Here is a 24,014-nt window from a genome sequence, read left to right as displayed (position 1 = left end):
CTCGTCAATATCTTGCCAGCGTGACCAGAGTACACGTTAAGCCGAACCTTAAGACTCCTCACTAGCACCGTTATAGTTGAAGGCGTTCTAACAAAGTTTGGGGCAATAATGTTCTGCGTGAACGTCTAACATTGAAATAACTCATACACTTTATTTTGCCCAACTTGATCAAGGGATTTGATTGGATGGCGTAGGCTGCCCATCAAATAACGTTTTTATAAGTCCCAAAACAAAAAGAGCCGCTAAAAAGCGACTCTTGATTTTCAAACTATTCAAACTCGTTCAGATTACTCTTTACCGAATACGTTGTTCTCTTGCTCTTGTACACGGATGAAAGTCGTACGCTTAGTTAGCTCTTTAAGCTTTGCTGCGCCTACGTATGTACAAGTTGAGCGTACACCACCAAGGATGTCAGAAATTGTGTTGTGAACTGAACCACGGTATGGAAGTAAAACAGTTTTACCTTCCGCAGCACGGTACTTAGCAACACCACCTGAGTGCTTGTCCATAGCCGACTGTGAAGACATGCCGTAGAACTTAACAAAAAGCACAACAATCAAAATAAAATCAATTAGTTAACTTGACACCTATGTATATAAAAACAGTAAAAACGACGATTTACACCCATAAATAACGCTGTTTTACAATGAATGCCGCCATTTTTGCCGCCACTTCTCAGTGACTGAGTAACAAAAAGGCGGTATACCTAGGTAATACCGCCATCGTTTCACTTTCCAGAATTAATAACTTAAATTCAGTCGGTTAATAATTGCTTCCGTACTCTCTATACGACTATCAATTCTTGGCTCTAAAGTACCAATGATAAACTCATGACGTTCATCTGCATTGACCCCAAAAAGATCTAGCTTATCCAGTAAGTACACAACAAACAGGGAACCTAAACCAGATAACAGTCCTCCTATAACCATAGCGATGGTATCAGCAAAAGGAATACCATTTATAAAAGTAGCGATAGACTCAGTCGCAAGTATCCCGCCAGTAACCACTAAACCAGTAGCAAAGACTTTACTAGCCTCATGAGCAGCTTGGTTCATTGTCATACCTTCAGGAGGAAATATCAGGGTTTTAATCGCTTTCATTAGAGACATAAAACCTTCTCTAATCAATCTAACTGCATTCTTGCTCGTTCTCACGAACATGTTTATAACAGCAGTAGAAATCGCAGAAAGTAACCCGGAAATCGCTCCTGTAGAAAAAGCTGAGGCAACATTTTTCCATTGACCTAATACCTTAGTAACAACTCTTCCCAGCCTGACTTTTAGGACACCTAACCATGAGTCACTGTATTCACCATTTTTCCAACCATTAGAAATAACATCTTTAACCTCTTCAAAAATAGACGATATAAAACCTGAAAGCAAAGCTCCTAACGCTTGTTGAAGACCTTGGTTAGCTCCAGTTTTGATACCATCTTTTGCTCCTTCTCTTGCTATCCAAATCGTTTTTTCAAGCGGGTCAGAAGGAACGTATTTTTCCGCAGCTTGTTCACCTCTAGCATGGACTGCGTTAGTACGTCTTTTATCAAGGTCGCCATTGTTCGAGCCTTCAACAAACTCTTTATGGTCTTTATCACCTTTAGAGCGATTTATACTTTGATGTGTAAAACTATGATTGTCAGAGTCTGCGCCAAATTCCGCTTTTTTCGCATCAGATAACATAAAACCACCGTCATCATGCATGCTCTTTAATGGCTTATTATGATCGAAATCCATAACTGACGAATCATGATAGTCCCCCGTGTTGATATCTTTAATTTGCCCTTCGGGGGTCGTGGCATCTAACTTACTTCGTTTTTTTTGAGTATCAAATGAAACTCCCTGCCCGCCTACACTTTTAGGTGATTTGGTATAATCAACTCGGTTGTATTCAAAATTCCTATCTACACCTTCTAGGTCTGCACGACTCAATTTCAGTGGCGACAAAAGCTGATCAATTAAAACCTCTTTGCTAGATTCAAAAAGAACATCGTACTTATCTTTAGTAAATGAACGGTCTAACATGTTTAGCGAATCATTTACTTCTTGCTCTGTCACTTCCAAATCATAAGTTGGACTAACAAAAAACATTTTGTCAGAAAAACTGCTATCCGACTCTTCTGACAAAAACTGGGAGACCAACTCCTGAGAAGCAACTTCATTGATATGGGCTGTTTCACGAAACGTTTTACGATTGGCCTTTCTTTGCTGATATCGTTTTGCTCTAGTTGTCATAAAAACTCCTTATCAAGCAACAAGCTTTCTCCAAGCTTCCAAAAATGCTTTTTCGTTTTCATGCACATAATCATCAGCATGCATTACCACATCAATAATCTCTTCGAATAGCCCCATAGACTCTGGAGACACTTTGCTGGCATATTCATAAGCAGTAGTAATATTTGGTGGGTTATTCGCAATACTATCTATTTTGGTTTTAATATGTGGTGGTAAAGAGCTACTCATCACGCCAGAAATAAATTCATCAATTTCAACTCGTTCTTCCTGAGATACCTCGCCATCACAAGCGGCACATGCTAGTCCCACAGCTTCCATTGCGATTAGAAGATTAAAGTAATCATCCGTATCGTTAAGCCTTTTCTCTGCGTCTTTGAAAGCAGATTCAATTTTGTTATATTTAGCTTCATATTTAGCGGCTGCTTTTTCTTCTCCTCGTTTTTCGGCATCATCATCACCATCAAAGCTGGCACCTACTGCGGCACCAGCTACGCCAGCCCCAACAGCTGCAGCAACTGTCGCGGTTCCCGCCAAAGAGCCTGCCAATGTGGCAGCTCCAAGTAATGAACCACCGCCAGTAAAAGGGGCTGCTGCAATTGCACCAACTCCAATAGCGGCTCCACCTAGCACCTTCCAAAAACTCATATTATTATCCTTTTGTATTGTTCAATAAACAGCCTAAGCCAACTGATAACTAAGATAAAAATACCATACCGATACACACGCTGAATGTGAGCTAGGTATATAATTTGATTGGAAAATAATTTCTAAAACTACCTCACTTGGTAATTACCTTTCGAGCTCCCCTCGATAACCTCTACCTGTGCATTCTGAGTGATCTCATCTACTACAGCATTCGCAATGGCTTCCACCACCATGCCTGCCATGGCGAACTCGCCATCAAGCACAAAGCCTTTGGCTTTCAGTTCGGTTTCTAGCTTCTGTTTCAATGATGTTTACTTAATGCCATTAGTCTTTCCCTGCATAAACGGTGGATGATACATCGACATGCGGTTTTCCCATGAAAGGGCAAATGCTCGCGCCGGTACAAACGCCTTCCCCCGCCATTAAACTTTATGGTGTCAGCGTCTTCAGTGATGTTCTTAACTTTGATGATTCTATCGCCTTTGACGGTTTCAGTGTGGTTACCACCAATTTCAGAGCCTCGATCTTCTAGCACTTTGATTTGTTGAGCGAGGCATTCAAGCTTGTCGGCTTGGTCTGCCTTACGTTCAAAGTTACCTTTCTGGTCAAAACGCCTTTGCGCTGCAGGTATCGTCTTTCGCCTTCTTTGATGCCAGGCAGTTTGAAACCAAGTGGCAGCACGCATCGAATAAAGGGCTTATCCGGTTGGCCGAGCATGAAACCAAGTTCAACAATACTTCCGATTTCCAGCAACTCTAGTAGCACAACAATCGTAGCTTTTGTCCCCAGACAAAAAAAAAGAGCCGCAAAAAAGCGGCTCTTGATTTTCAAACTATTCGAACTCGTTCAGATTACTCTTTACCGAATACGTTGTTCTCTTGCTCTTGTACACGGATGAAAGTCGTACGCTTAGTTAGCTCTTTAAGCTTTGCTGCGCCTACGTATGTACAAGTTGAACGTACACCACCAAGGATGTCAGAAATTGTGTTGTGAACTGAACCACGGTATGGAAGTAAAACAGTTTTACCTTCCGCAGCACGGTACTTAGCAACACCACCTGAGTGCTTGTCCATAGCTGACTGAGACGACATTCCATAGAACTTCATGTATTGCTTACCGTCTTGCTCTACAACTTCACCACCTGACTCAGAGTGACCCGCTAGCATGCCGCCTAGCATTACGAAGTCAGCACCGCCGCCGAACGCTTTAGATACGTCACCCGCACACGAACAGCCACCGTCACCGATGATCATGCCGCCAAGGCCGTGTGCTGCGTCGCCACACTCGATGATTGCAGAAAGTTGAGGGTAACCTACGCCTGTTTTAACACGTGTAGTACAAACAGAACCAGGGCCGATACCAACCTTAACAATGTCTGCGCCAGCTAAGATTAGCTCTTCAACCATGTCACCTGTTACAACGTTACCAGCAGAGATAACTTTAGTCGGGAATTCTGCACGTACTTTCTGTACGAACTCAACAAGGTGCTCTGAGTAACCGTTAGCGATATCGATACAGATGAATACGAACTCTTCGCTAAGCGCCATAATCTTCTTAACTTTCTCGAACTCAGCTTCAGACGTACCCGTTGATACAAATACGTTGTTCAGAGTTTTCTTGTCTGCTGTTTTAGCGAACTCAGCCCACTGCTCTACTGTGTAGTGCTTGTGTACTGCAGTCATAACACCGTGCTCTGCTAGAGCGGCTGCCATTTCAAAGCTTGCTACCGAATCCATGTTCGCTGCAATTACTGGAGTACCAGACCATTGACGACCGCTATGCTTGAATGTAAAATCGCGGGTTAATTCAACTTGAGAACGGCTTTTAAGGGTAGAACGCTTCGGACGGAAGAGTACATCTTTGAAACCTAACTTAAGTTCTTGTTCGATACGCATGGTGTTTTCCTTGATTCATAAAATTATGTGTCTCTCGCGAAATGCGTAGTAAAACCGTTGGCAGACGAGTTTACTTTTCTTCGGACACAAAAAAACCGGAGCGTTGGCAGACGCTCCGGTTTTCAGCATTATAGGTCGTGATTTAGTAACAGCAAGTCTGATATTTCACTTTTTTTTGTGCTATCCTCTCAAAGATTCCATACCTGCTTCAAACCCCTCAGCTTTACTTTCCCACTAAATTCTTATTAATTAATAACTTAGCGAACTATTCACGCAAACGCTGTCGGTTTATTGCGCAATCGTTTTCCTCCCTATCTCACTCAATATCACCCTCATTAAGCAATAATGTGAAGAAAATGCCTCGAAATCACATAAAAATCACACTTTTCTCCAACAAAAAAATGTCTTTTTTCTTAAATAAATTCGATTTTTTCCCAAATTTTCTTTGTTTTCGACCAAATCCGGCAATCTCATCACCTTGTCAGTTCGCCTCAATTTGGAAAAGCACTGTGCCATGGGGCCGATTTATAGGTCGAGATTCACTTGGGTTTGAGAATCCAGCCCTTGCACTCCATTAAATAATGCTTTGAAGCTCAAACTTTATAAATCTAATTTCTATTAACCCGTAGCATTACCGTTCCAAAAGCACATTTCGTGGCTGCCCTTTCGTTCATTTAACCAGGAACATTCAGCAAAGCGCTTAGTAAAAGAGGATTGGTTGACGTGAAAAACTAGGGGAAAGATTAGATTTGAAGAATAGAAAGCAAAAAAATGGCTAAAGTGGTAAACCTTAGCCATTTTTATTCGCTGATCAGACTGATACTAATACGCACATAGAAAAGTGCTGTTTAGTGAATAGAGCAGTGCTAGTTCTTTTGAGAAACTAACGCTTCAGCGGTCGCATCTTGAATAGATAAGAACAATGAGCTGACTTGCCCTGTTGGTGAGCGCATTGGGTTCAGCGTCACGTTCTGGTACATGAAATCGGCTTGTTGAGTTACAGGGCGAACATTGCGGCACTTAAACAGATAAGGCCTTTGTTGCCATGTAATGAAGCTGCGGCAACCTAGGTCATAGACTGGCTTGGTTTTCAGTCTAAACCACTCTTCTGGGATCTCAGGAAATAACTCAAAGATCGACTTACCGATCGCATCATGCGATTGCTTACCGCTATGGTGCGTCATAAAGCCATTCCAAACTTGTACCTGAAAGTCACGATTAATGACCACCAGCCCCATATCGACGTTTTGAACCATGTCCACCATCCAGTGGAACTGTTCAAATTCAGCAGGAAGATTCAGCATATTAAAACTCCTCCATTAGGTAGGCCAATTTGTTGTCTAGAAGAGGCAGAGACTCATCGACAAACATAAACAGAAGGTCACAACGGATAGAAGTGCCATCAATGTTATAGCTGACTTCGAAAGTCATGGTCTTCTTAAATGAACCACTGGTGTTTTCAATCACAGAATCAATCGAGATGTGTTGACCTAGCAGTACAGGAGAGCTCTGGAAGAAACGAACTTCTGACTGCTCCCCTAACCCATTCAAGAATGAGCCGACTAAGATGTTCGACACATCCATCAGTAGCTCTAACTCTTCTAGCTGCTCGCTTTCAGTTGGCACCTTCATGAGCTTTTTAAGGTCGCTCACGCTGGAGTCACTCAACAAAACTAATGCTTCGCCTGCAATGCCTTCTCCGCTAAAACCTTGGCAAACACCCGACACTTGGTCGTTGTCGGCTAGGTCACGAAGCGCCATGTGCAATTCACTCACTTCGAAGATGTTGACGTTCGGCAGTGGTAAGTGGACAAATACATTAAAGTGACGAGCCAGTGCATCAGCTGCACGGCCTATCGCTACGTTCGCCACTTCCATATAGATATCGCGTCTGCGAAGTATTGGCAGTTCTAAAGCGGTTGGAGTAATGATCTGAGGCTGTTTTGGCGGCTCAACATGCTCACGTAAAATAGCTTTTAGCGCTTCTTTATCGATCGGCTTTTGTAAAAACGCTTTGGCGCCGAGATCCAACACCTTCTGTTGTGCTTTTGGTTGTATGTCACCCGAAACAACGACAACAGGTGTGGTATCACCCAAACGTTGCATCTCTTCCAATGTGCCATAGCCGTCTAATTCCGGCATGGTGAGGTCGAGGAACATCAATTTAAATTGGTTTTGAGCGAGCTCTTCAAGTGCATTGAGCCCATGAACAGCAAAAGTTATATCTGCATTTAGAGAACTAGGCAGTGATCGAGCCATCTGCTTCCTTGCTAACGCAGAATCATCACATATAAGAACTGGGAACGACATAAATGCACCACCGACAAATTAAAGCTAATTCGGACGAGTGTAACAGAACATTATAGTATCAGGTACGGGGTGAATGAATTTATGTGTAGATTATTAGTAAGAATGATGGAACAAGCAGGTGAGCTATTATCTGGCATTATTCTTCATGAAAAACAATATGCTACAAAGGTAATAACCGTTCATCATAATAGAGTAATAGCACTTTTTGATAGAACAATAGAGCTAGTTTATGAAATGGTAGCCTTAATAAGTGAGTTTATTAAGGCTCGGTTTACTCATTCATTTATCGGCTTTATGTAGCCATGATAAGAGACGTAGTGTGAAGAACTAGAACTGGTATGAAGGCCATAAGATCAGTAATGCGAAACGTATAACCACAGCAAACACCAATAAAGCGATACCCAAACGATACCATTTGTATTCCGCGATACTCATTGGGATACGCTTATAAAACATCGTAATCACGCCCTTCCAATCGCTACTGCGTCTTCCGTACTGCATCATGCTCGTCAAAACAAACAGTGCGCCAAGCACTAACATTCCTTTTTCAGCCCAGAACAATCCAACTTCCATTTGTGTATTCCTTGATAAAACGGTGAGCAACTCAAATCATTCTAGTCACCTTTGCGCTCGGTTTCTGTAAGACCAAGGTCTAACCCGCCCTATACTATCTGAACATACCAATCTGGACGCTCTTAGTTGAACGTAGTTAGCTGCGTGTACTTAACTGAACAGCGTGTTCATATCGAGTTCAGCTTCGCAATCTATACTCATGTTTCCACTAACAGGAGAAATTCAATGAAATCACTGAAAAAGTCGCTTTATGTATTAACTGCTTCAGCTCTACTCGTTACCGCTCCGTTTGTGAGTGCTTCATCACCACAACAACCGCCACAACCCGCAGTGAGCCCACTGCAAATGGTTATTGCTTCTTTAAACCTAAGCGAAGAGCAACACGCGGAAGTCATCTCCCTTGTTGAAGGCTATCAATCTGATAGAACACAGATTGACATGGATAGCGCGATAGAACTCAAGAAGAAACAGATCAGCCTTGTGACTCAACCTGATTTCAATGAAGCCGAGATGGAAAAGATCATCGACACCGTTCAAGCAACCGAGAAGTCGATGGTGATGCAAGAGATGCGTCTAAAGAACAACATTTATAATGTGTTAACTGAAGAGCAGAAAGAGCAATTCAAAACCATGATGAAGTCTGCGCTCTCTGGTGAAAAATAGTTTGGTAGAAAGCAGTTTGGTAGAAAGTAGCCTGGCAATAAATCGTCTAGTAGAAAATAGCTGCACCTAATCCTGATATTGATTCTTCCCCCTCCCCCAAAAGGCAGAATCTGAATAGATAACAAAAAGCCGCAGTCACTTTAATGACTGCGGCTTTTTGCTGTTCAGTGCACCATTAGCAAATCACGTATAAGCATGATTCGACAAATCTGGAGATTGGTTGTTCTTTTGAATGACACGCATCAATTGGATAAGCAATAGAATACCCGTTACACCTAAACCAACGCCGATTCCGCCCCAAATCCCTGCCAATTCAAATTTTGGCATCAAATACCAAGCAGCAGGTAGGCCAAATACCCAGTAACCAATGGCTGTCATCACGGTTGGCATTGAAACAATCTTCATCCCTCTCAATAGGTTAATTGCCAGTAACTGCCAAGCATCAACGATGAAGCACAACGCGACTACCCAGATAACAGAAGCCAATAACGAAGTCATCGCGCCCGTGCCGTCGTCTAGCTTAAAGAGAGAAGCGATCATTTCAGGCCATATGATGAACACGGCAGACAACGCCACGCTCAACACCGACACCAAGATAAAGCTGAGAATCGAGGTTCTTTTGATCCCTTCGTAGTTACCCGCACCAAAATCACGCCCCACCAAAATCGCCGCAGCTTGTGAGAAACCGAAATTGAAGTTCCAAGTAAAGCTTAAGCATTGCAGCAGGATTTGGTGTAAGGCTAAAGAAGCAATACTGATCGTTCCCGCCATCAAAGTGCCACCGTAAATGAGACCATGTTCAAGTAATGCTGCTAATCCGATAGGTAAACCCATCATTAAAAGCGGACTCATCAACTTAATTGAATACTCTTCTGTGTTTAACCAAGGGGCGAACTGCCTGAATTCATCACGTTTGAATACCCAAACCGTGTATCCAACCATCACGATAAATGCCGCGATAGCCGTACCTAGCCCTAAACCCGTTAAGCCCATGTCTAATTGGAAGGTTAAGAAGTAGCTGACTGGCACATTCAGAATTACGGTGATAATCGACATCACAAGAATGGAGCGCACATTACCAAACGCACTGGTTAAGCCACGAAGCACCAATAAGATAAGCGAAGGCAACATCACCCATTTCAAGGCGTGTACATATTCCATGGCTAAGGTGATCACTTCTGGCGGCTGTTTTGCTGCTTCCAATACCAACGGAGCAAACCAGAAGCTGGCCATTAAGGTCACACTGAGCACGAATGCCAGCATGCTTGCGCCTTTCACAGCCAATCTAATTTGCGTGTTACCAAACTCTGGACGAGCTACGCGCTGACCATAAGCGATCGCGATCAGGTTCGCGACACAACCCACGGTGCTGCTCGCAATAATGAAGATGAAAAAGTAGATAGAGGCGCCTAAGCCACCAGCCGCAAGGGCTGACACACTGATACGCGACATCATCCAAACATCAGTAAGGACTAACGCCATAGAGATCAGCTGTGAAATGATCAAAGGGAATGCGAGAGTGAGTATTTTTTTCATGAGCGCCTCAGGTAATTTCGCCCAAAATACGATCGATGAGGCTAGCGTTCAATTGATAAATTTGCGACTCTAACATTCCATAAACTCATGCGAACGAATTATGACCCCATATCCTAGCTTGCCATCCTCACATAATGGTTTCAAAGCCTTTGAAGCTGTAGCAAGGCTGATGAGCTTTACTCTGGCTGCCGAAGAGCTGCATGTGACACAAAGTGCGATCAGCCGACAGATCAAACAGCTTGAAGATGAGTTAAACGCATCATTGGTTATTCGTAAGCATCGAGCGATTGAATTAACAGAACAAGGTCATGATTTGTATGTGGCTTTGCGTGATAGCTACGCCAATATCGAAGCTGTCATTTCCTCTTGGAGTGAGCCCAAGCAGAAACGTATTGTGATCAAAGCGACCCTGAGTTTCGCGACGCGAGTATTGATCTCTAAAGTGCGGGAATTAAACGAGCGTTATCAAGATCATGAGATCGTCATTGTTCCTGTGATTGAGGAAGACGAATCGATTAATAGTAGTGAGTATGATCTACTGATCTTCCACACGCGTTTCAAAAAACGCTATGACAAGGCACCTGACATCACCTTCTTGCGTGAAGAGTTCATGGCGCCGGTCTGCTCGACTAGCTTAACTAATTCTGCCAATTTAACTAATTCGACCAACTTAACGAATAAAGACACCGACCTCGATTCGATCTTAACCTTGCCAAGGCTCCATCCAACCTTAGATCATCATGACTGGAAAGTGTGGTTGGCCGATGTTGAATTCCCACCAAAGAAACCCGTCAGAAATACCAGTTTCTTGTCTTTAGATATGGCGCTCAGTGCCTGTTTATCCGGTGAAGGCGTTACGGTCACAGATCTATTGCTAGTACAACAAGAGCTCCAACGAGGCTTCTTATACTGCCCTAAGAATGCAAAGATCCAACACAGTGCTTGGACTTACTTTATGCACCAGCGTACTCACACACCTATCATCAATGACCTTATTGAATGGCTTAGGGAAGAGACAACAAAAGAGATCGAGTTGCTGAAATCATTAGCTCACCAGAATCATTGGTTTGGTGTTATTAGCGATCATCAGTAACGGTAAGCCGTAAGCCCAGATACAACTAAGCCGCAGAACTTGCTGCGGCTTATGCTTTCTACCAGTCGTTTATCGCTTTTATTTAGTGAGCATTAAAGCTTAAACATACGCGCACTGCGTGGTGGTAGATTGAAGGTATGGTAGCGAGAAGAAATGGTTTCTGTCGCGCTGCTTAATACGTCTTTGTATTGAACATTCCAATTGAATTCATGTTGGTAGGTATCAACCGTCACGCCACGGGTTTCACCACACTTGTTAATACCAACAACGCCTTCTTTGCCACGCTTAAACAGCAAAGTACATTGGTCGCTGGAAATCATCGTCATCGATTTACCTTGCATCGCGTTATGGAAGCTCAACATATTCTTCATATTTGAGCTATTCCAAACATTGCCCCAACGACCGTTATCCTTATCTTCAGAATCAGGAAGGTCATCACTGTAGATCAACGGCGTACCGCCATCTTTGCCAAGGATGTAAGCGTAAGCAAGCTGCTCGTCTTGTGGATCCATAATTTGGTAACGGAAACCGTCATTGGTTGGAATATCATGTGTGATCGCAAAAGTAATTGAGCGATTATCATCCAATGCTTGGCCGTAGGCTTTAGGATCATGCAGCTGATTCAAGCCACCGCCCATTGAGAATGCCGAGCGAATCGACGCAAACAGTGGGAAATCGTACGCGGAGTGATTAGTATTATTCAGGTACGGCGCTAAGAATGACTCATAGCCGCTGTTTCCTGCTCCACCGCTGGTAATGACTTCACCGAACACATGCATGTTCGCAGTAATTTCAGACGTGAATACCTGATCGATTTGGTACTGGCTCATGTGTTTTACCGCATCAATACGGAAACCTTTGATCCCCATATCTTTTAGCGCTTTCAGATATAAACGTTGCTGTGAAACCACCCAGTTATTCGGATCAAGGTCAGGTAAACCTACATCGCCATCGGCACCACACAAACGCCAGTACTGAACGTGACCTGGATCGTTCCAATCTGAAATACAACCTGCGGCATGGAAATCGTTAGCCGAGACAAAACCTTGCGCTAAGTTGCCAAACAGAGTCTGGTCAGCAAAGTAGCTTGAACGGCTCGCATAATCGTTTAGCACTTCTGTGCCAGGGTAATCCAAGTCACTTCGCTTCCAGCTTTCATTCGCCATATGGTTCAACACCACATCGGCATACACATCAACACCCACACCTTTAAGTGCGGCAATCATTGCGGCTAAATCTTGTGTGTTGCCGAGAGGTGAATCAATGGCACGAAGGTCTTGAGGTTGGTAACGCGCCCACCATTGGCTGCCGCTCGATTTCATTGCCGGAGCAACGAGTACTTTCTTGTAACCAGCTTGTGCAATTTGATTAGCGTTGGCCGTTACGTCCGAATACTTCCAATTGAAAGCATGCAAAATAGTGTCAGCATAAGTGGCTGAGCTAAAAGAACAAACGGCAAGTGCGGATATGAGTAGGGTATTGATTGGTTTCATAGAACATATCTCTCATTATAAATTCACAAGAATGATATGAATAAGAACGACAATTAAAACGACGGATAAATCAGAGTTGAATTAGCGTCACCTTCTGTTGATGGTGATTTTATAAAACTGAGCTATCGCCGATGTTATGCGGGATGAGTTTTGAACAGAACTGAAATGAGAATTAATTGAATCAAGTTGACCAGAACAGGACAAAGGCTTTGGTCGGCTCTTCTAAACTACGTTATGATTCCTTTTCCCCTCAACCAATTGATATTTTTATGCCTTCTTTCTCTTTTTCACTGATCCCTGTCGGGGTTCGGTTCATGATCCTTTCCGCTTTTGGATTCGCACTGATGTCAGCTTGTGTGAAATACGTTAGCAATTACGGCATACCTGTATTTGAAATTGTTGCAGCAAGGGCTTTGGTGTCTTTGATCATCAGCTACATCGACGTTAAACGAAAAGGCATTTCTATCTGGGGCAATAACAAGCCTCTGTTGTTTGTTCGTGGCGCTGTTGGTACCGCAGCCTTGATGTGCGTTTACTACGCTGTAACCACTCTTCCGTTAGCAGAAGCCACCATTCTACAATACGTGCATCCCGTATTTACTGCGTTACTTGGCGTACTGTTCCTGAAAGAACGCGTCCAAAAGTCGACCATGATATGCATTGTATTCTGCCTAGCGGGATTATCGGTAATGGTACAGCCAAGCATGAACAGCAGCGCGAGCAGCGAGTTGCCGCTATTCAGTATTATGCTGGCGTTATGTGGCGCGTTTGGTAGCTCAATTGCTTATGTGATTGTAAGAAAGCTTAGCCAAACTGAAGACAGCTCAGTCATCATCTTCTACTTCCCACTGGTCGCTCTGCCAATATCGACCGCCCTGATCTGGAACGACTTTGTGTGGCCTAGCCTTTTCTTAACCATGATGCTGGTTCTGGTGGGGATTTTCACACAAATAGGCCAATACGGTTTGACCAAAGCAATGCAAACTCAAGCGGCTGGTAAAGCTTCAGCTTACTCATACGTTCAGATCGTATTCTCAGCACTATTAGGTGTTTGGGTGTTCAATGAGATTCCATCGGTTTGGACATATCTAGGTGGTGGGCTGATCGTGACAGGCGCACTAATCAATGTGTTTGGTAAACAGTTATTGGTCCCATTTAAAGCTAAGTAGATAGCCAAATAACAGAGCTGAATACCAGTTAGCCAATCAGCGATTAAATAGATCTAAAAAGGGCATTGCGGATTATTCCACAACGCCCTTTTCTGTAAGTCTTTCCTAGCACCTTTTCTCAGACGTTTTATTTCGAACAAACTCGCTCTAACACACCAACTCGATTAATGAGTTTTATTACGTAGCATTGCGCAGTTTAGGATCATCACTTAGGTATTCTACGAACTCGATTTCAAAACCTGCCGGATCCACAAAGTAGACGTTTTTACGATAAGGTTCTTCGGCTCCGGGTTTGGCTATTGGGAAGCCCGCATCAATAAGGCGTTCAATCACACTCTCAATATTATGGGTCACATAAGCGAAGTGAGCGAGACCAACGGAGTGTCCGGCTAAGTCTCTATTTTCACCCTCTCCATGATCACTCATTGCGATATATTGATACTCATCGCCAAAGTGCAGCCAGTTACGTGGCTTACCTGACCACTCCCCTTTCCCCTCATCACGGACATACCAATGAGGGAACGCCGCTTTGTAGAAAGTCAGCATTTCAGGGATGTCTTTGACGACTAAATTTACATGTTCAAGTTGGATCATTCTTCTCTCCTTAAAGTATTCTCATAAGCAACGTTGTACATGCTAATACCTCAAGTTAAGTTGAGGTAAAGGGTTAATTTACGTTTATTTTCGAGAACGTTTTTAGAGTCCAAATTGTTCTATTTTTTGATGCTATACAAACTTTAAGCATGAGAACTTTAATCACCTAAGTTTTAAACAACAGACGTTAAGTTTAGACGACCTACCCCAAACTGACTTCCTAATCATGCGGCTTGTTAAGCTCGTTTCTTAAGTCTTTAATGATTCAAAAACAAAAAGCGAACCACTTAGGTTCGCTTTTCTTTCATCTAGCACGTTTCGTCTTTGCAATACGCGGCGGTTAAGCCGCAGATATTATGACTTGGGCTGATTCACCTCTACATCGAGAGATGCTCTGTTCCCTAGACTAAAGAACTTCTTCCATTTAATCGGCATCATTGGAATAACGATGAGGCTGATACCAACCAGTGTCAGAATGTCGGGGATCTCGTCAAACCACATCACGCCAAACAAGGTTACAAACACTAACCCCGAGTATTCTGCGAGCGCGATTTGGTTTGCTGGAGCCTTTTTATACGCGACCACCACCAATGCATGATAACCAAGAACAAATAGATTGATTGCCATGATCCACCCCACATGACGCCATTCAATCTCGGCCCATGCCGGCAATGCAAACGCCAGTGCAAGTGGCAGAGTCATAACACTAGTCCAAAATAAGGTCGAGATAATGTGTTGTTCGGCGTTCAGACGCTTGATCAAAATATTACCAACACCCATTGCAAGCGCACTGCCTAGCCCTGCAATCGCCGCCCAGTGAAATTGCTCTGGACGCAACACAATTAATACACCCACGAAGCCTATCAGTGTCGCTATCACTTTTGATGATGTCGGCCTTTCTTTCAACAACACAATAGACAGAGGAAGCATCAGGATTGGCCCAACATAGAACATCGCGTTCGCTGTCGCCAAGGTAAGGTGTGTAATGGCAATCATCGCACAACCACTGCCCACTAATATAAATTGAGCCCGTAAAAAATTGATGCGGCAACCGCCTTGCATGCGAGTTTCTTTAGGGAGCTTTAGCCAAAAAGGAAGCAGTAAGATCACGCTCAATAGCTGGCGGATAAACACATACTGAAATGTGGGAACTTCACCATTAAGTATTTTTAGTGAGACATCGGAAAAAGACGCCAATAGGTTTGCAAATACCAAAAGCAAGATGGCGTGGTTGGTGACTTTATTCATACGGAAACAGAGCTACACATTTGTCATACAATTATGGGCAGGCATAATACATGAGAATGGAAAATAAGTAAGAACAAAGTTTCCGGATACTTATTACCAAAAACCAAAGGTATTAAGGAATAAGTATCCATCCTTTCCAGCTGCCTGATAGTCTCCTAAATAGCAACACACATTGGCGTATTTGAAATAGGGTCACGAAACACGCTCGCTTTGAGATCAAACACGTTACTGAGCATAGTTTCGGTCATCACCTCATCAGGCGAGCCTTCTGCTATTACGCATCCCTTTTCCAAAACCACTAAATGGTCGCAGTAACGACTGGCTTGGTTAAGATCATGCAGCACAACAACCACCGTTTTTCCTTTGGCATTCATCTGTTGCATCAGGTTCATTAATTCCACTTGGTGAGACATATCAAGGTATGTGGTCGGTTCATCCAACATCACTACGTCCGTATCTTGTGCAATTACCATCGCGATCCATGCTCTTTGACGCTGCCCACCAGACAGTGACTCAACCGGCTTATCAGCAAACTCAAGCACACCTGTATCTCGCATTGCTTGCTCAACAATCCTTTGATCGTCCTGCCCTAACCTTCCCCAATGCGAGACATAAGGCGAACGGCCATATTCGACCAACTTTCTTACCGTGATCCCCTCAGGACTGACCAAGATTTGCGGAAGAAGTGACAACGAACGAGCGAGCGCTTTATCGCCATAGCTTGATAGCGGTTTGTCTTCAAACAACACCTCTCCATCCACTGGCTTGTTAATTCTGACTAACGTCTTTAACAAGGTAGATTTACCGCACCCGTTAGGTCCTATCAATGCGGTAATTTTTCCCTTAGGGATAGAAACCGACAGGTTCGGTATGATCGTTTGTTTGCCGTACGCGACGGAAAGATTCTGCGTTTTAAGCATGGTTACCAACCTCGATAACGATAGAGAAGAAAGATGAAATATGGCGCGCCAATCACAGACGTGAGAACGCCTGCTGGCAATTCAATAGGTGGTTGTAGACCTCTGGCTAACCCATCAGCGCTGGTAACCAGAATTGCCCCCACCAGTGCAGAAGCTGGGATTAACAACTTATGATTATGCCCAAACAACAAGCGGGCTAAATGAGGTGCTAATAAACCCACAAAACTGATCGTTCCAGCAACAGAAACGCTAACACTGGCAAGCAAAACCGCGGCCAATAGCGCAAGAGCCTGAATCTGTTTTGGCTTAGTACCCAATATGGTCGCACTTTCCTCGCCAAGCCCCATCACATCTAATCGCCAAGCAAGCCACAATGCCATGGGTAACAACAAGAGCAGTACGCTCCAAATAAAGGGAACTTGCTGCCAGTTTCGTCCCCAAAGGCTGCCAGTTAACCACACCATGGCCGTGTTGATCTCGATCGGATTGGTAACCAGCAAGAAGTCGATACAACTGGCCAGAAACGCACTCACCGCAATACCAATCAGCGCCAACTTGGCGGGTGTTGGCCTTGACCACCATGCCAATACAGCAATCAGCCCTGCAGCCAATACCCCACCGAACATAGCTACAACAGGAAGCTCACTGACTGGTGCATTGGGAAACCAAACTAAACTCGCTGTCGCAGCAAGGCCTGCCCCAGCGCTAATACCCATAAGGTCAGGCGATGCTAACGGATTACGTATCACGCCTTGCACTAATACCCCAGAAAGCCCTAACCCTGCGCCCACGCTTATCGCGAGCAACATACGTGGTAACCGATACTGATGGATAACAAAGTCGTCACTGGAAAACGCGACCAAATGTTCGATGACTTGAGAAACAGAAAGCGAAGCTGCGCCGACAAACAAACCCGCAGATGCCACTAATATGAGAATCCCAGATAACAAAACTATCTTGGTGTGATGGTGCATTAAGATCTCCTCGCCGCAATCAAAATAAAACAAGGTGTCCCGAGCAAAGCAGTAATAACACCAACGGGTGTTTCAGTCGGGAAAGCAATCGCTCGCGACAGCGCATCCGACCAAGACACCAATGCTGCGCCTGCCAATGCTGAAATAGGAATCAGTAAATGGTAATTGTGCCCGACCATAGGTCGAACCAAATGAGGCACTAACAGTCCTACAAAGCCAATTGGCCCTGCGATAGCGACGCTTGCTCCGGCAAGCAACACGATCGTCAGTCCACTCACGAGGCGGGTAAACCTGATGTTACTGCCCAACCCCACGGCTACCTCTTCGCCAAGTGCCAGTAAGTTGAGATTGCGAGCAAGACTCATTGCCAACACCAAACCAATCACTACAGGCGGCCAAAGCTGTTGCCATTGCCCATCATCCACACTAGACAGTGAACCAGTAAGCCACTGCAAGACGCTATAAGCCATGTCGTCAGCAAGAATCAGCGCCGCTCGTGTCAGTCCGAGCAATAACGCAGTAATGGCGATACCTGCTAGAACCAAACGTAACGGATGAGAACGTGCGGAGAAAAAGCCGCCCAGAAGCATCACAGCACCGCCGCTTAGCAACGCACCAAGAACCGCATTAAGGATAGGGTTTAGCTCGCTAACCACAGGTATACCTATTGCAGCTAACGCCATAAAACAGGCTGCGCCAGCGTTAATGCCAAGAATCGACGGAGACGCCAGTGGATTGCGCGTCAAACCTTGCATCAATAACCCAGCGACGGCCAAACTCGCACCAATCAATAGCCCTGCATAAGCTCTTGGCGCTCTTAGCGTCGCCAATATTTGATGAGTCATGTTGCTTTCATCAAACGCGAACCAGTAGTGAATCAAATCACTCAATGTTAAAGAGAAATTAGACCACCCGGTCATAGAGGCCGCGTAACCAGACAGTGCCAAACACGACACGAATGCCGTAAATAACGTGACTCGCCACGACAGTATTGGCCAGAATTTCTTACTTTTAGAGAACAACATCGTACTCATGATGGGTCCAAGATCTGCTCAAGATTTTTCGCCATTTGTTCTGCCGCTAACATGCCTCGATTCAGTGACCAAAGTGCTGGTGACACTTCTACAACTTGCTGACTTTTTGCAGAGGTTAGTACATTGAATAACGGGTTTTTCTGCCAATCATCAACAATATTAGGATGAGAGTAAGCGCCAAGGAGCAACCAATCCGGGTTGGTTTTCAACAACAACTCAAAGCTGGTTGGTAAATATGCCTTCTCTGTTGGTTTCACAATAGGGCTCGCAATGCCTAATGTGGTCAGCACGCCCCCTGCGTAAGATGCAGGGCTATGTAACCACATACCTTTATCCGACACGACAGCGAATTGGACGGTTTGTTTGAGCGAGAAATGACTTTTGAATTCAGCCATGGCGTGTTGATGCTGTTGAATTCGTTGGTCCATTGACGATTGCTTGTCGAGAGCGATGCCAATCTTGAGCGCAGACTCCAAATTCTCTTGATACGTCTCGCCGCGGCTTTTAAGCAGCAGCGTTGGTGCGATGCGTTGTAGATCTTGATAGACCGTACGATGACGCTCTGCATCTGCAATGATCAGGTCAGGCTTTAATACCGCAATGGCTTCTAGGCTAGGCTGAGAACGCATGCCAACCGATTCCCATGGTTGAACCAATTCGCGTACCGCCGGAATCACTCGCGAAGAATCATTGTCATCCGCAACACCAACAGGAGATACACCCACCGCAGCGAGTGCATCTACAAATGAAAACTCCAACACCACAATACGTTGCGGGGTAGTCGCTATCTCAAACTGACCCTGCTCGTCTTGTATGACCCTTGTTTGTGCTGAACTGGAGAATGAGAACAAGTTTAAGATCAGCAAAGCTAAGGTTATTGCTATCCTGCTGAATAAAAACGGCCGATTAAATGACAGCAGTCCGTTCGACAGCTGCAATGGATTCGAAAACAAGAGTCGGGAGCTGTTTTCCATATTTAATTTTCCTTAAACGCTAGAACCGTGAAAGCCGCCAAGAGTATTGGCGACTTTTATTCGTTATTACTTTCAATAAATTACGTATTAGAACTGATAATTCAGATCCAAAGTGTAAGAACGTCCTGGTGCTGGATAACGACCAACTGGGCTGGTATCAATACCACGGAAGTAATAGTCCTCATCAAACAAGTTGTTCACCGCAAAGTTCATGCGCAGCTTACTGTTTTCATCCTTGTACAAATCCGAACCTAGGTTGAAGTTCCAGACCATGTAGGCAGGCACTTTACCTGTCGCGCCCGTTGCATCTTCGGCACTTGTATTCGCATTGTCAGAATAAGATTCGCTAAAGTAGTAACCAGATAAAGTCGTATCTACCTTGCTAAAGGCGTAAGTCGCATCCCAACTAAATTGATGTTTAGACGTATAAGGAAGTTGATTACCTTTGTTTGCGCCCTCTTCCTCGATCGTTGCATCTAAGTAGTTATAGCCAGCGCCCAAACTCAACGCTTGCATCGCTTGAGGCACGTAACGACCTGAAAGTTCAACACCTTGGTGAAGTGTTTTGCCAATGTTGTGAAAAGTTTGAGTAGCACTTTGCCATTGTAGCTGATCTTCAAAATCGATTCGGTAAAGCGCCACATTGAAGCTGGTTGAATCTTGGTTATAACGTGCACCTAACTCGTAGTTCCATGCGAGCTCACTGCCCTCTTTACCATTAACCTTAATGTTAGATATCTGTGGTGCACGTAAAGATTTCTGTGCATTAGTGTATCCAACCCATTGTTCAGTCAGATGGTATGCCACAGTCAAGCCCGGCAACCACTCAGTCACCTTATTGTTTCTATTCTTTCCTTGGCCTAAATCACTATATGCCATATCTATTGATTCATAGCGAATACCCGGCGTCACTTTCAGTACATCATTAAACAAGCCAATTTCATTGCTGATATAGCCTGCAAAAGCATCAGTATCCAAATGCCAATCGCGTGGCGTTGTGGTTACTCCACTAGAAATTGATGTTTGAATGAGCTTGTAATCGATATCTTCGTTGACGTAGCGTGCCCCAACAATCACGTTTTGGGTCACAGTATTACCGTCAAAATACATTGCGATTTTAGGCTCTACGCCGTAAACGGAAAACTCACGTGGTGACGTGCGAATATCGGTTGATGGTAATGCCGGATCGGCCCAGTGACCGCCCGCACTATTAAAGCCCCATTGGAAGAAGCGCTCAGAACGGTGACCAAATGTCAGTATCTCTAGCTCTGCACTATCGGCAATGTTCAAATCATGTAAATACTTTAGGCTCCAACGCGTCGATTTACCTTGGTATTCATCATATGGTCGCTTCGATTGAGTACGATCGTTCTTGTAATCTTCTGGCGATAAAGCACCCGGCATTTGGGTGTCGGCATCATAACGCTGAACGAAAGCTTGTAACTCTTGAGTATCACTCAGTAACCATTGCAACTTCGCTTGGAAGTTTTTGACATCGGTGTCGGAGTGTTCACGGAAGCTTTCACCTTTTAAGAAATTCCCCTCGACTTGAAGTGCCAGCGTATCGGTTAACCAACCACCCGTGCGCAGGTAAAAGTCGTTGAGCGGCGTATCGCCATCCTCGAATACAGTAAAGCGATTACTGATTTCCGTTTGCCACTCATGTGGAATAGGCTTGGTCACCAAGTTGATCACACCACCGACGTTGTTTGGTCCGTACTGAACCGCAGCGCCGCCTCGCACAATATCAATACGATCAAGCATCGACAGCGTTGCAGGGAAAATTGATTGTCCTGTGTGACCATACGGCGCCAGTGTCAGAGGAACACCATCCATTAGGAATTGAGCGTGCCCACTGCGACTCGCTTTCAAACCACGCACCGAGATGTTAGGCAATACACCCGTGCCCGTTTCGTCTTGAACCTTAATGCCCGGTACACTTTGGAAGGCCGAATCAATCGAAAGTGCGCCAGTCTTTTTAATTTGTTCGTTAGTTAGAACGGTACGCGCTCCCGGATACTCTTTCACATCCTCTAGCTCCGAGTTACCGATTAAGCTACCTGTCACGACAACCGTTTCCATGGTCGTTGTTTGAGGATCAGGTGCAGCAAATGCGCCCATGGAAGTCACTGAAGCGATGGCGACCGCAAGTGTACTTAGACGCAACGTTTGATGTGATTGAGTACAGGGTTTACCATCCAAATTCTGGTAAGGCATGAAAATCTCCTAAGTAGGCAGGTTAGGATCAAAGGCCGTGTTTTCGGTTATATCGGCGCTTTGACCCTATGGGCTAAATGGCCTCAAAATAAGACCAACTGTTCACTCATTCGTAGCGAACAAAACAATCGTTTTTAGAGTAGAAAGAGCTCTTAGAAATGAACTCATTCTTAGAACATAATTAGCTTTTAAAACTGATAGCCGTAGCTGAGCATGAATTCGGCTGGCGCTCCGTAACCAATCTGGTTAGTACCAGACGTGCCGTTGGTTGCACCCAGAATGTATTTCTCATTAAGCACGTTGTAAGCGTTCGCTTGAACTTTGTGACGACCCGTGGTGTACGCTGCCATCAAGTCAACCGTGGTGTAGTCACCCAGAGCTACCGCTTCATCATTACCCGCGTAACGGTCACCTACGTATTTCACGCCACCACCTAAACGCCAGTTATCATCTAACTGATAAGTGCTCCAAAGAGAGAACAAATGATCAGACACATCGTTTGGCTTTTTGCCTGTCTCTTTGTTCTCCGCGTCTAAATAGCTGTAGCCCACAGAAATGTCCCATTGCTCTGTAAACTGACCGCGAGCTTCTAGCTCAATACCTTGGTGACGAGCTTCGATCTTGTTAACAACGTCTCCGTCTATATTCGTTTCTGGTTGCTCTTGATCAATTTGGAAGACCGCGGCATTAAGCATCAAGGCGTTATCGAGTAAGTAAGCTTTTGCACCCACTTCTTTTAGATCGGTATGGAAAAATTCAGCCAATTTAGGATTGATATAGATACCCGAGTAAGGCAGTTGCCATGAACGAGCTAAACTCGCATACACTGACATATCATTGTTGAGACGGTAGACCAAACCACCACGGTAGCTCACTTTGTCATCGTCTAGATTCTCATTTGCTGAGCCCGCTTTTTGCTGTTCAAGCTCCATCGAGTCGTAACGCACGTTACCGATCACTGAAAGATCACCAAAGGTGTAAACGTCTTGAATGTAAACACCTGTCGTCGTTGTGGTGTTATCACGGGAAGGTTTAAACCCCGGATCAGGCGTTGGGCCTGCTACAGGGTTATAGATATCTTTCGGAGGTAAGGTTTCATCTCTTGCGAGCATTAGGTCGATATTGATCTGATTATAATCCGCACCGATCATCATTTGGTTCGAATCCGTTTCCCAAACTAGCTCAGATTGAAGAGTCGTCGTGGTACGAGGGTCGTAACCGAGGTTATTTACACTCTGAGATACTCCATTCCCAGTTACCGTCCCTTGGCGTGTACCCTTTTGCTCAAGTTCGATATGGTTGTATGCTGCGCGGTTTGTCCATGCCCATTCGCTATTCAAAAGCCATTCATAATTAACGCCAACACGAATGCTGTCCGACTCTTGATAATCGTTCGTGCCACCGTAAAACGTGCTTTCAGAGACGTCGACAGGCTTACCATTCTTTGATGGAACACCACGATATGGCACTAACTCTTGGTGCGCATATTCGACATCGAGATCAATAATGTGTCCATCAGAAGGCATCACTCGAATTGTTGGCGCAATAAAGAAATCATTAGAGTCGACATGGTCTACATAGGAATCAGACTGTCGACTTTCCACGTTGATACGACCACTGACCTTGTCACTAAGCGCCATCGAACTATCAACTTGACCAACAAACAAATTGTTGCTGCCAACACTGCCATTTACGTTGGTGAAGTTATCACCGTTAGCTCGCTTGGTGACCAAGTTAATGATACCGCCCGCGGAGCCTCGGCCATAAAGTGCGCCCGCAGGGCCTTTTACCACTTCGACACGTTCGATATTCGCTAGGCTTCGGTACGATTGCAGAGTCCCGTCATCACGCATACCATCACGGTAGATATCGTTGAGTGCATCAAAACCACGAATCACAAATTGGTCTCGGCTTCCCTCACCCAGAGTATTGTTAACCCCTGCAACACCATCAAGTGCATCCACTAAACGTACCGCGCCACGGTCTTCCATTTCTGTCTTTGTAACAACCGATACCGCTTGTGGCACATCTAACCACTCGACATCCGTTTTGGTTCCTGACTGAGGCATATGCTCTGCATAACCTTCGTATTGATGGCCAATAATTTGCACTGTTTCATCTACAGTGGCTTGTTCTTCCGCCACTGCAGTTGACACACCAGCCACCGCCGCCAAGGCTCCGCCAATTGCCAAAGCAAGAGGGGACAAGGTCAATCTCATGTTCATTTTCTAATTCCGTTTTAGTTTATAAAATAACAATATTGCGAATAAGAACAAATATCATTTATATTTGCAATATATATTTTTTGATCTATATTTGCTTTGCAATATGCAACACTACTAATGACATAAGAATCAATAAAAACAATAAGATAGAAAAATTCTCTTTCTTTTAACCCCGAAAGAGAGCACTTGAAAGCGAGTTGTGAGCAGGCGACAACAACGT

At 44.5% G+C, this 24,014-nt stretch carries 20 protein-coding genes and 3 pseudogenes; 4 read left to right on the top strand and 19 right to left on the bottom strand.

Going from position 1 to position 24,014, the window contains the following annotated elements; translation table 11 throughout:
- Positions 1–287: 287 nt before the first annotated feature.
- From AC3CH4_RS20910 to AC3CH4_RS20875, 8 genes and pseudogenes are all read right to left on the bottom strand, one after another.
- Positions 288–545: pseudogene (locus AC3CH4_RS20910) on the bottom strand (IMP dehydrogenase); the annotation flags it as partial.
- A 195-nt stretch (positions 546–740) separates the two neighbouring features.
- Positions 741–2,231 (bottom strand): hypothetical protein, encoded by a 1,491-nt coding sequence (locus AC3CH4_RS20905; RefSeq protein ID WP_171313596.1) that lies wholly within the window; start codon positions 2,229–2,231, stop codon positions 741–743.
- Positions 2,232–2,243: 12 nt separating this feature from the next.
- The gene (locus AC3CH4_RS20900) at positions 2,244–2,876 is read right to left on the bottom strand and encodes a hypothetical protein (RefSeq protein ID WP_171313594.1); all 633 of its coding nucleotides are present in this window, start codon (positions 2,874–2,876) and stop codon (positions 2,244–2,246) included.
- A gap of 128 nt (positions 2,877–3,004) precedes the next feature.
- Positions 3,005–3,201, bottom strand: a pseudogene (locus AC3CH4_RS20895) (hypothetical protein).
- A pseudogene (locus AC3CH4_RS20890) lies at positions 3,201–3,635 on the bottom strand (hypothetical protein); the annotation flags it as partial. The pseudogenes AC3CH4_RS20895 and AC3CH4_RS20890, both read right to left, overlap by 1 nt.
- A 92-nt stretch (positions 3,636–3,727) precedes the next feature.
- Positions 3,728–4,771: a GMP reductase gene (locus AC3CH4_RS20885; protein WP_009844818.1), complete on the bottom strand. Its 1,044-nt coding sequence runs from the start codon at positions 4,769–4,771 to the stop codon at positions 3,728–3,730.
- An 866-nt stretch (positions 4,772–5,637) separates the two neighbouring features.
- On the bottom strand, positions 5,638–6,075 hold the full coding sequence (locus AC3CH4_RS20880) for a PAS domain-containing protein (RefSeq protein WP_004731659.1): 438 nt from the start codon (positions 6,073–6,075) through the stop codon (positions 5,638–5,640).
- A gap of 1 nt (position 6,076) precedes the next feature.
- On the bottom strand, positions 6,077–7,081 hold the full coding sequence (locus AC3CH4_RS20875) for a response regulator (RefSeq protein ID WP_004731662.1): 1,005 nt from the start codon (positions 7,079–7,081) through the stop codon (positions 6,077–6,079).
- 102 nt (positions 7,082–7,183) lie between these two features.
- Between AC3CH4_RS20875 and AC3CH4_RS20870 the strand changes: the two genes are divergently transcribed.
- Positions 7,184–7,381 (top strand): hypothetical protein, encoded by a 198-nt coding sequence (locus AC3CH4_RS20870; RefSeq protein ID WP_146456578.1) that lies wholly within the window; start codon positions 7,184–7,186, stop codon positions 7,379–7,381.
- A 27-nt stretch (positions 7,382–7,408) separates the two neighbouring features.
- Here the strand turns inward: AC3CH4_RS20870 and AC3CH4_RS20865 are convergent, their stop codons facing one another.
- A complete protein-coding gene (locus AC3CH4_RS20865) occupies positions 7,409–7,654 on the bottom strand; it encodes a hypothetical protein (protein ID WP_004731665.1) in 246 nt (81 codons plus the stop codon).
- Between the two features lie 225 nt (positions 7,655–7,879).
- Between AC3CH4_RS20865 and AC3CH4_RS20860 the strand changes: the two genes are divergently transcribed.
- On the top strand, positions 7,880–8,317 hold the full coding sequence (locus AC3CH4_RS20860) for a Spy/CpxP family protein refolding chaperone (protein WP_488543728.1): 438 nt from the start codon (positions 7,880–7,882) through the stop codon (positions 8,315–8,317).
- Positions 8,318–8,500: 183 nt separating this feature from the next.
- On the opposite strand, the gene AC3CH4_RS20855 is transcribed toward AC3CH4_RS20860, so the two are convergent.
- Complete coding sequence (locus AC3CH4_RS20855) at positions 8,501–9,853, bottom strand: MATE family efflux transporter (RefSeq protein ID WP_488543727.1); 1,353 nt, start codon at positions 9,851–9,853, stop codon at positions 8,501–8,503.
- A gap of 100 nt (positions 9,854–9,953) precedes the next feature.
- On the opposite strand from AC3CH4_RS20855, the gene AC3CH4_RS20850 reads away from it, so the two are divergent.
- The gene (locus tag AC3CH4_RS20850) at positions 9,954–10,946 is read left to right on the top strand and encodes a LysR family transcriptional regulator (protein ID WP_488543726.1); all 993 of its coding nucleotides are present in this window, start codon (positions 9,954–9,956) and stop codon (positions 10,944–10,946) included.
- A 92-nt stretch (positions 10,947–11,038) separates the two neighbouring features.
- Here AC3CH4_RS20850 and AC3CH4_RS20845 read toward each other — a convergent pair whose 3' ends face one another.
- Complete coding sequence (locus AC3CH4_RS20845; RefSeq protein WP_488543725.1) at positions 11,039–12,439, bottom strand: alpha-amylase family protein; 1,401 nt, start codon at positions 12,437–12,439, stop codon at positions 11,039–11,041.
- Between the two features lie 269 nt (positions 12,440–12,708).
- Here AC3CH4_RS20845 and AC3CH4_RS20840 point away from each other — a divergent pair, with 269 nt between their 5' ends.
- Positions 12,709–13,608, top strand: a complete 900-nt coding sequence (locus AC3CH4_RS20840; protein WP_081008954.1) for a DMT family transporter — start codon at positions 12,709–12,711, stop codon at positions 13,606–13,608.
- 177 nt (positions 13,609–13,785) lie between these two features.
- Here the strand turns inward: AC3CH4_RS20840 and AC3CH4_RS20835 are convergent, their stop codons facing one another.
- The 8 genes from AC3CH4_RS20835 to AC3CH4_RS20800 form a co-directional block, all read right to left on the bottom strand.
- Positions 13,786–14,202: a VOC family protein gene (locus AC3CH4_RS20835; protein WP_132762292.1), complete on the bottom strand. Its 417-nt coding sequence runs from the start codon at positions 14,200–14,202 to the stop codon at positions 13,786–13,788.
- 354 nt (positions 14,203–14,556) lie between these two features.
- Positions 14,557–15,450 carry a DMT family transporter gene (locus AC3CH4_RS20830; RefSeq protein ID WP_065207062.1) on the bottom strand — a complete coding sequence of 298 codons (894 nt, stop codon included), beginning with the start codon at positions 15,448–15,450 and terminating at the stop codon, positions 14,557–14,559.
- A gap of 155 nt (positions 15,451–15,605) precedes the next feature.
- Entirely contained in the window at positions 15,606–16,370 is a 765-nt protein-coding gene (gene fecE / locus AC3CH4_RS20825) for a Fe(3+) dicitrate ABC transporter ATP-binding protein FecE (protein WP_114634946.1), read from the bottom strand.
- A 2-nt stretch (positions 16,371–16,372) separates the two neighbouring features.
- Positions 16,373–17,344 (bottom strand): FecCD family ABC transporter permease, encoded by a 972-nt coding sequence (locus tag AC3CH4_RS20820; RefSeq protein WP_488543724.1) that lies wholly within the window; start codon positions 17,342–17,344, stop codon positions 16,373–16,375.
- Positions 17,344–18,378 carry a FecCD family ABC transporter permease gene (locus AC3CH4_RS20815; RefSeq protein ID WP_488543723.1) on the bottom strand — a complete coding sequence of 345 codons (1,035 nt, stop codon included), beginning with the start codon at positions 18,376–18,378 and terminating at the stop codon, positions 17,344–17,346. Before AC3CH4_RS20815 ends, AC3CH4_RS20820 begins: the two co-directional genes overlap by 1 nt.
- Positions 18,375–19,352 (bottom strand): Fe(3+) dicitrate ABC transporter substrate-binding protein FecB, encoded by a 978-nt coding sequence (locus AC3CH4_RS20810; RefSeq protein WP_146456387.1) that lies wholly within the window; start codon positions 19,350–19,352, stop codon positions 18,375–18,377. Before AC3CH4_RS20810 ends, AC3CH4_RS20815 begins: the two co-directional genes overlap by 4 nt.
- An 87-nt stretch (positions 19,353–19,439) precedes the next feature.
- Positions 19,440–21,569, bottom strand: a complete 2,130-nt coding sequence (locus tag AC3CH4_RS20805; protein WP_488543722.1) for a TonB-dependent receptor family protein — start codon at positions 21,567–21,569, stop codon at positions 19,440–19,442.
- A gap of 188 nt (positions 21,570–21,757) precedes the next feature.
- A complete protein-coding gene (locus tag AC3CH4_RS20800) occupies positions 21,758–23,794 on the bottom strand; it encodes a TonB-dependent receptor (protein WP_146456391.1) in 2,037 nt (678 codons plus the stop codon).
- Between the last annotated feature and the right edge of the window lie 220 nt (positions 23,795–24,014).

This window comes from Vibrio sp. QJM3NY_26, from assembly GCF_057786005.1.
This window is presented reverse-complemented; position numbering and strand designations above follow the sequence as displayed.

Coding starts and splice junctions, on each gene's coding strand:
- AC3CH4_RS20905 (WP_171313596.1), bottom strand. CDS start 2,231: ATGACAACTAGAGCAAAACGATATCAGCAAAGAAAGGCCAATCGTAAA.
- AC3CH4_RS20900 (WP_171313594.1), bottom strand. CDS start 2,876: ATGAGTTTTTGGAAGGTGCTAGGTGGAGCCGCTATTGGAGTTGGTGCA.
- AC3CH4_RS20885 (WP_009844818.1), bottom strand. CDS start 4,771: ATGCGTATCGAACAAGAACTTAAGTTAGGTTTCAAAGATGTACTCTTC.
- AC3CH4_RS20880 (WP_004731659.1), bottom strand. CDS start 6,075: ATGCTGAATCTTCCTGCTGAATTTGAACAGTTCCACTGGATGGTGGAC.
- AC3CH4_RS20875 (WP_004731662.1), bottom strand. CDS start 7,081: ATGTCGTTCCCAGTTCTTATATGTGATGATTCTGCGTTAGCAAGGAAG.
- AC3CH4_RS20870 (WP_146456578.1), top strand. CDS start 7,184: ATGATGGAACAAGCAGGTGAGCTATTATCTGGCATTATTCTTCATGAA.
- AC3CH4_RS20865 (WP_004731665.1), bottom strand. CDS start 7,654: ATGGAAGTTGGATTGTTCTGGGCTGAAAAAGGAATGTTAGTGCTTGGC.
- AC3CH4_RS20860 (WP_488543728.1), top strand. CDS start 7,880: ATGAAATCACTGAAAAAGTCGCTTTATGTATTAACTGCTTCAGCTCTA.
- AC3CH4_RS20855 (WP_488543727.1), bottom strand. CDS start 9,853: ATGAAAAAAATACTCACTCTCGCATTCCCTTTGATCATTTCACAGCTG.
- AC3CH4_RS20850 (WP_488543726.1), top strand. CDS start 9,954: ATGACCCCATATCCTAGCTTGCCATCCTCACATAATGGTTTCAAAGCC.
- AC3CH4_RS20845 (WP_488543725.1), bottom strand. CDS start 12,439: ATGAAACCAATCAATACCCTACTCATATCCGCACTTGCCGTTTGTTCT.
- AC3CH4_RS20840 (WP_081008954.1), top strand. CDS start 12,709: ATGCCTTCTTTCTCTTTTTCACTGATCCCTGTCGGGGTTCGGTTCATG.
- AC3CH4_RS20835 (WP_132762292.1), bottom strand. CDS start 14,202: ATGATCCAACTTGAACATGTAAATTTAGTCGTCAAAGACATCCCTGAA.
- AC3CH4_RS20830 (WP_065207062.1), bottom strand. CDS start 15,450: ATGAATAAAGTCACCAACCACGCCATCTTGCTTTTGGTATTTGCAAAC.
- fecE (WP_114634946.1), bottom strand. CDS start 16,370: ATGCTTAAAACGCAGAATCTTTCCGTCGCGTACGGCAAACAAACGATC.
- AC3CH4_RS20820 (WP_488543724.1), bottom strand. CDS start 17,344: ATGCACCATCACACCAAGATAGTTTTGTTATCTGGGATTCTCATATTA.
- AC3CH4_RS20815 (WP_488543723.1), bottom strand. CDS start 18,378: ATGAGTACGATGTTGTTCTCTAAAAGTAAGAAATTCTGGCCAATACTG.
- AC3CH4_RS20810 (WP_146456387.1), bottom strand. CDS start 19,352: ATGGAAAACAGCTCCCGACTCTTGTTTTCGAATCCATTGCAGCTGTCG.
- AC3CH4_RS20805 (WP_488543722.1), bottom strand. CDS start 21,569: ATGCCTTACCAGAATTTGGATGGTAAACCCTGTACTCAATCACATCAA.
- AC3CH4_RS20800 (WP_146456391.1), bottom strand. CDS start 23,794: ATGAACATGAGATTGACCTTGTCCCCTCTTGCTTTGGCAATTGGCGGA.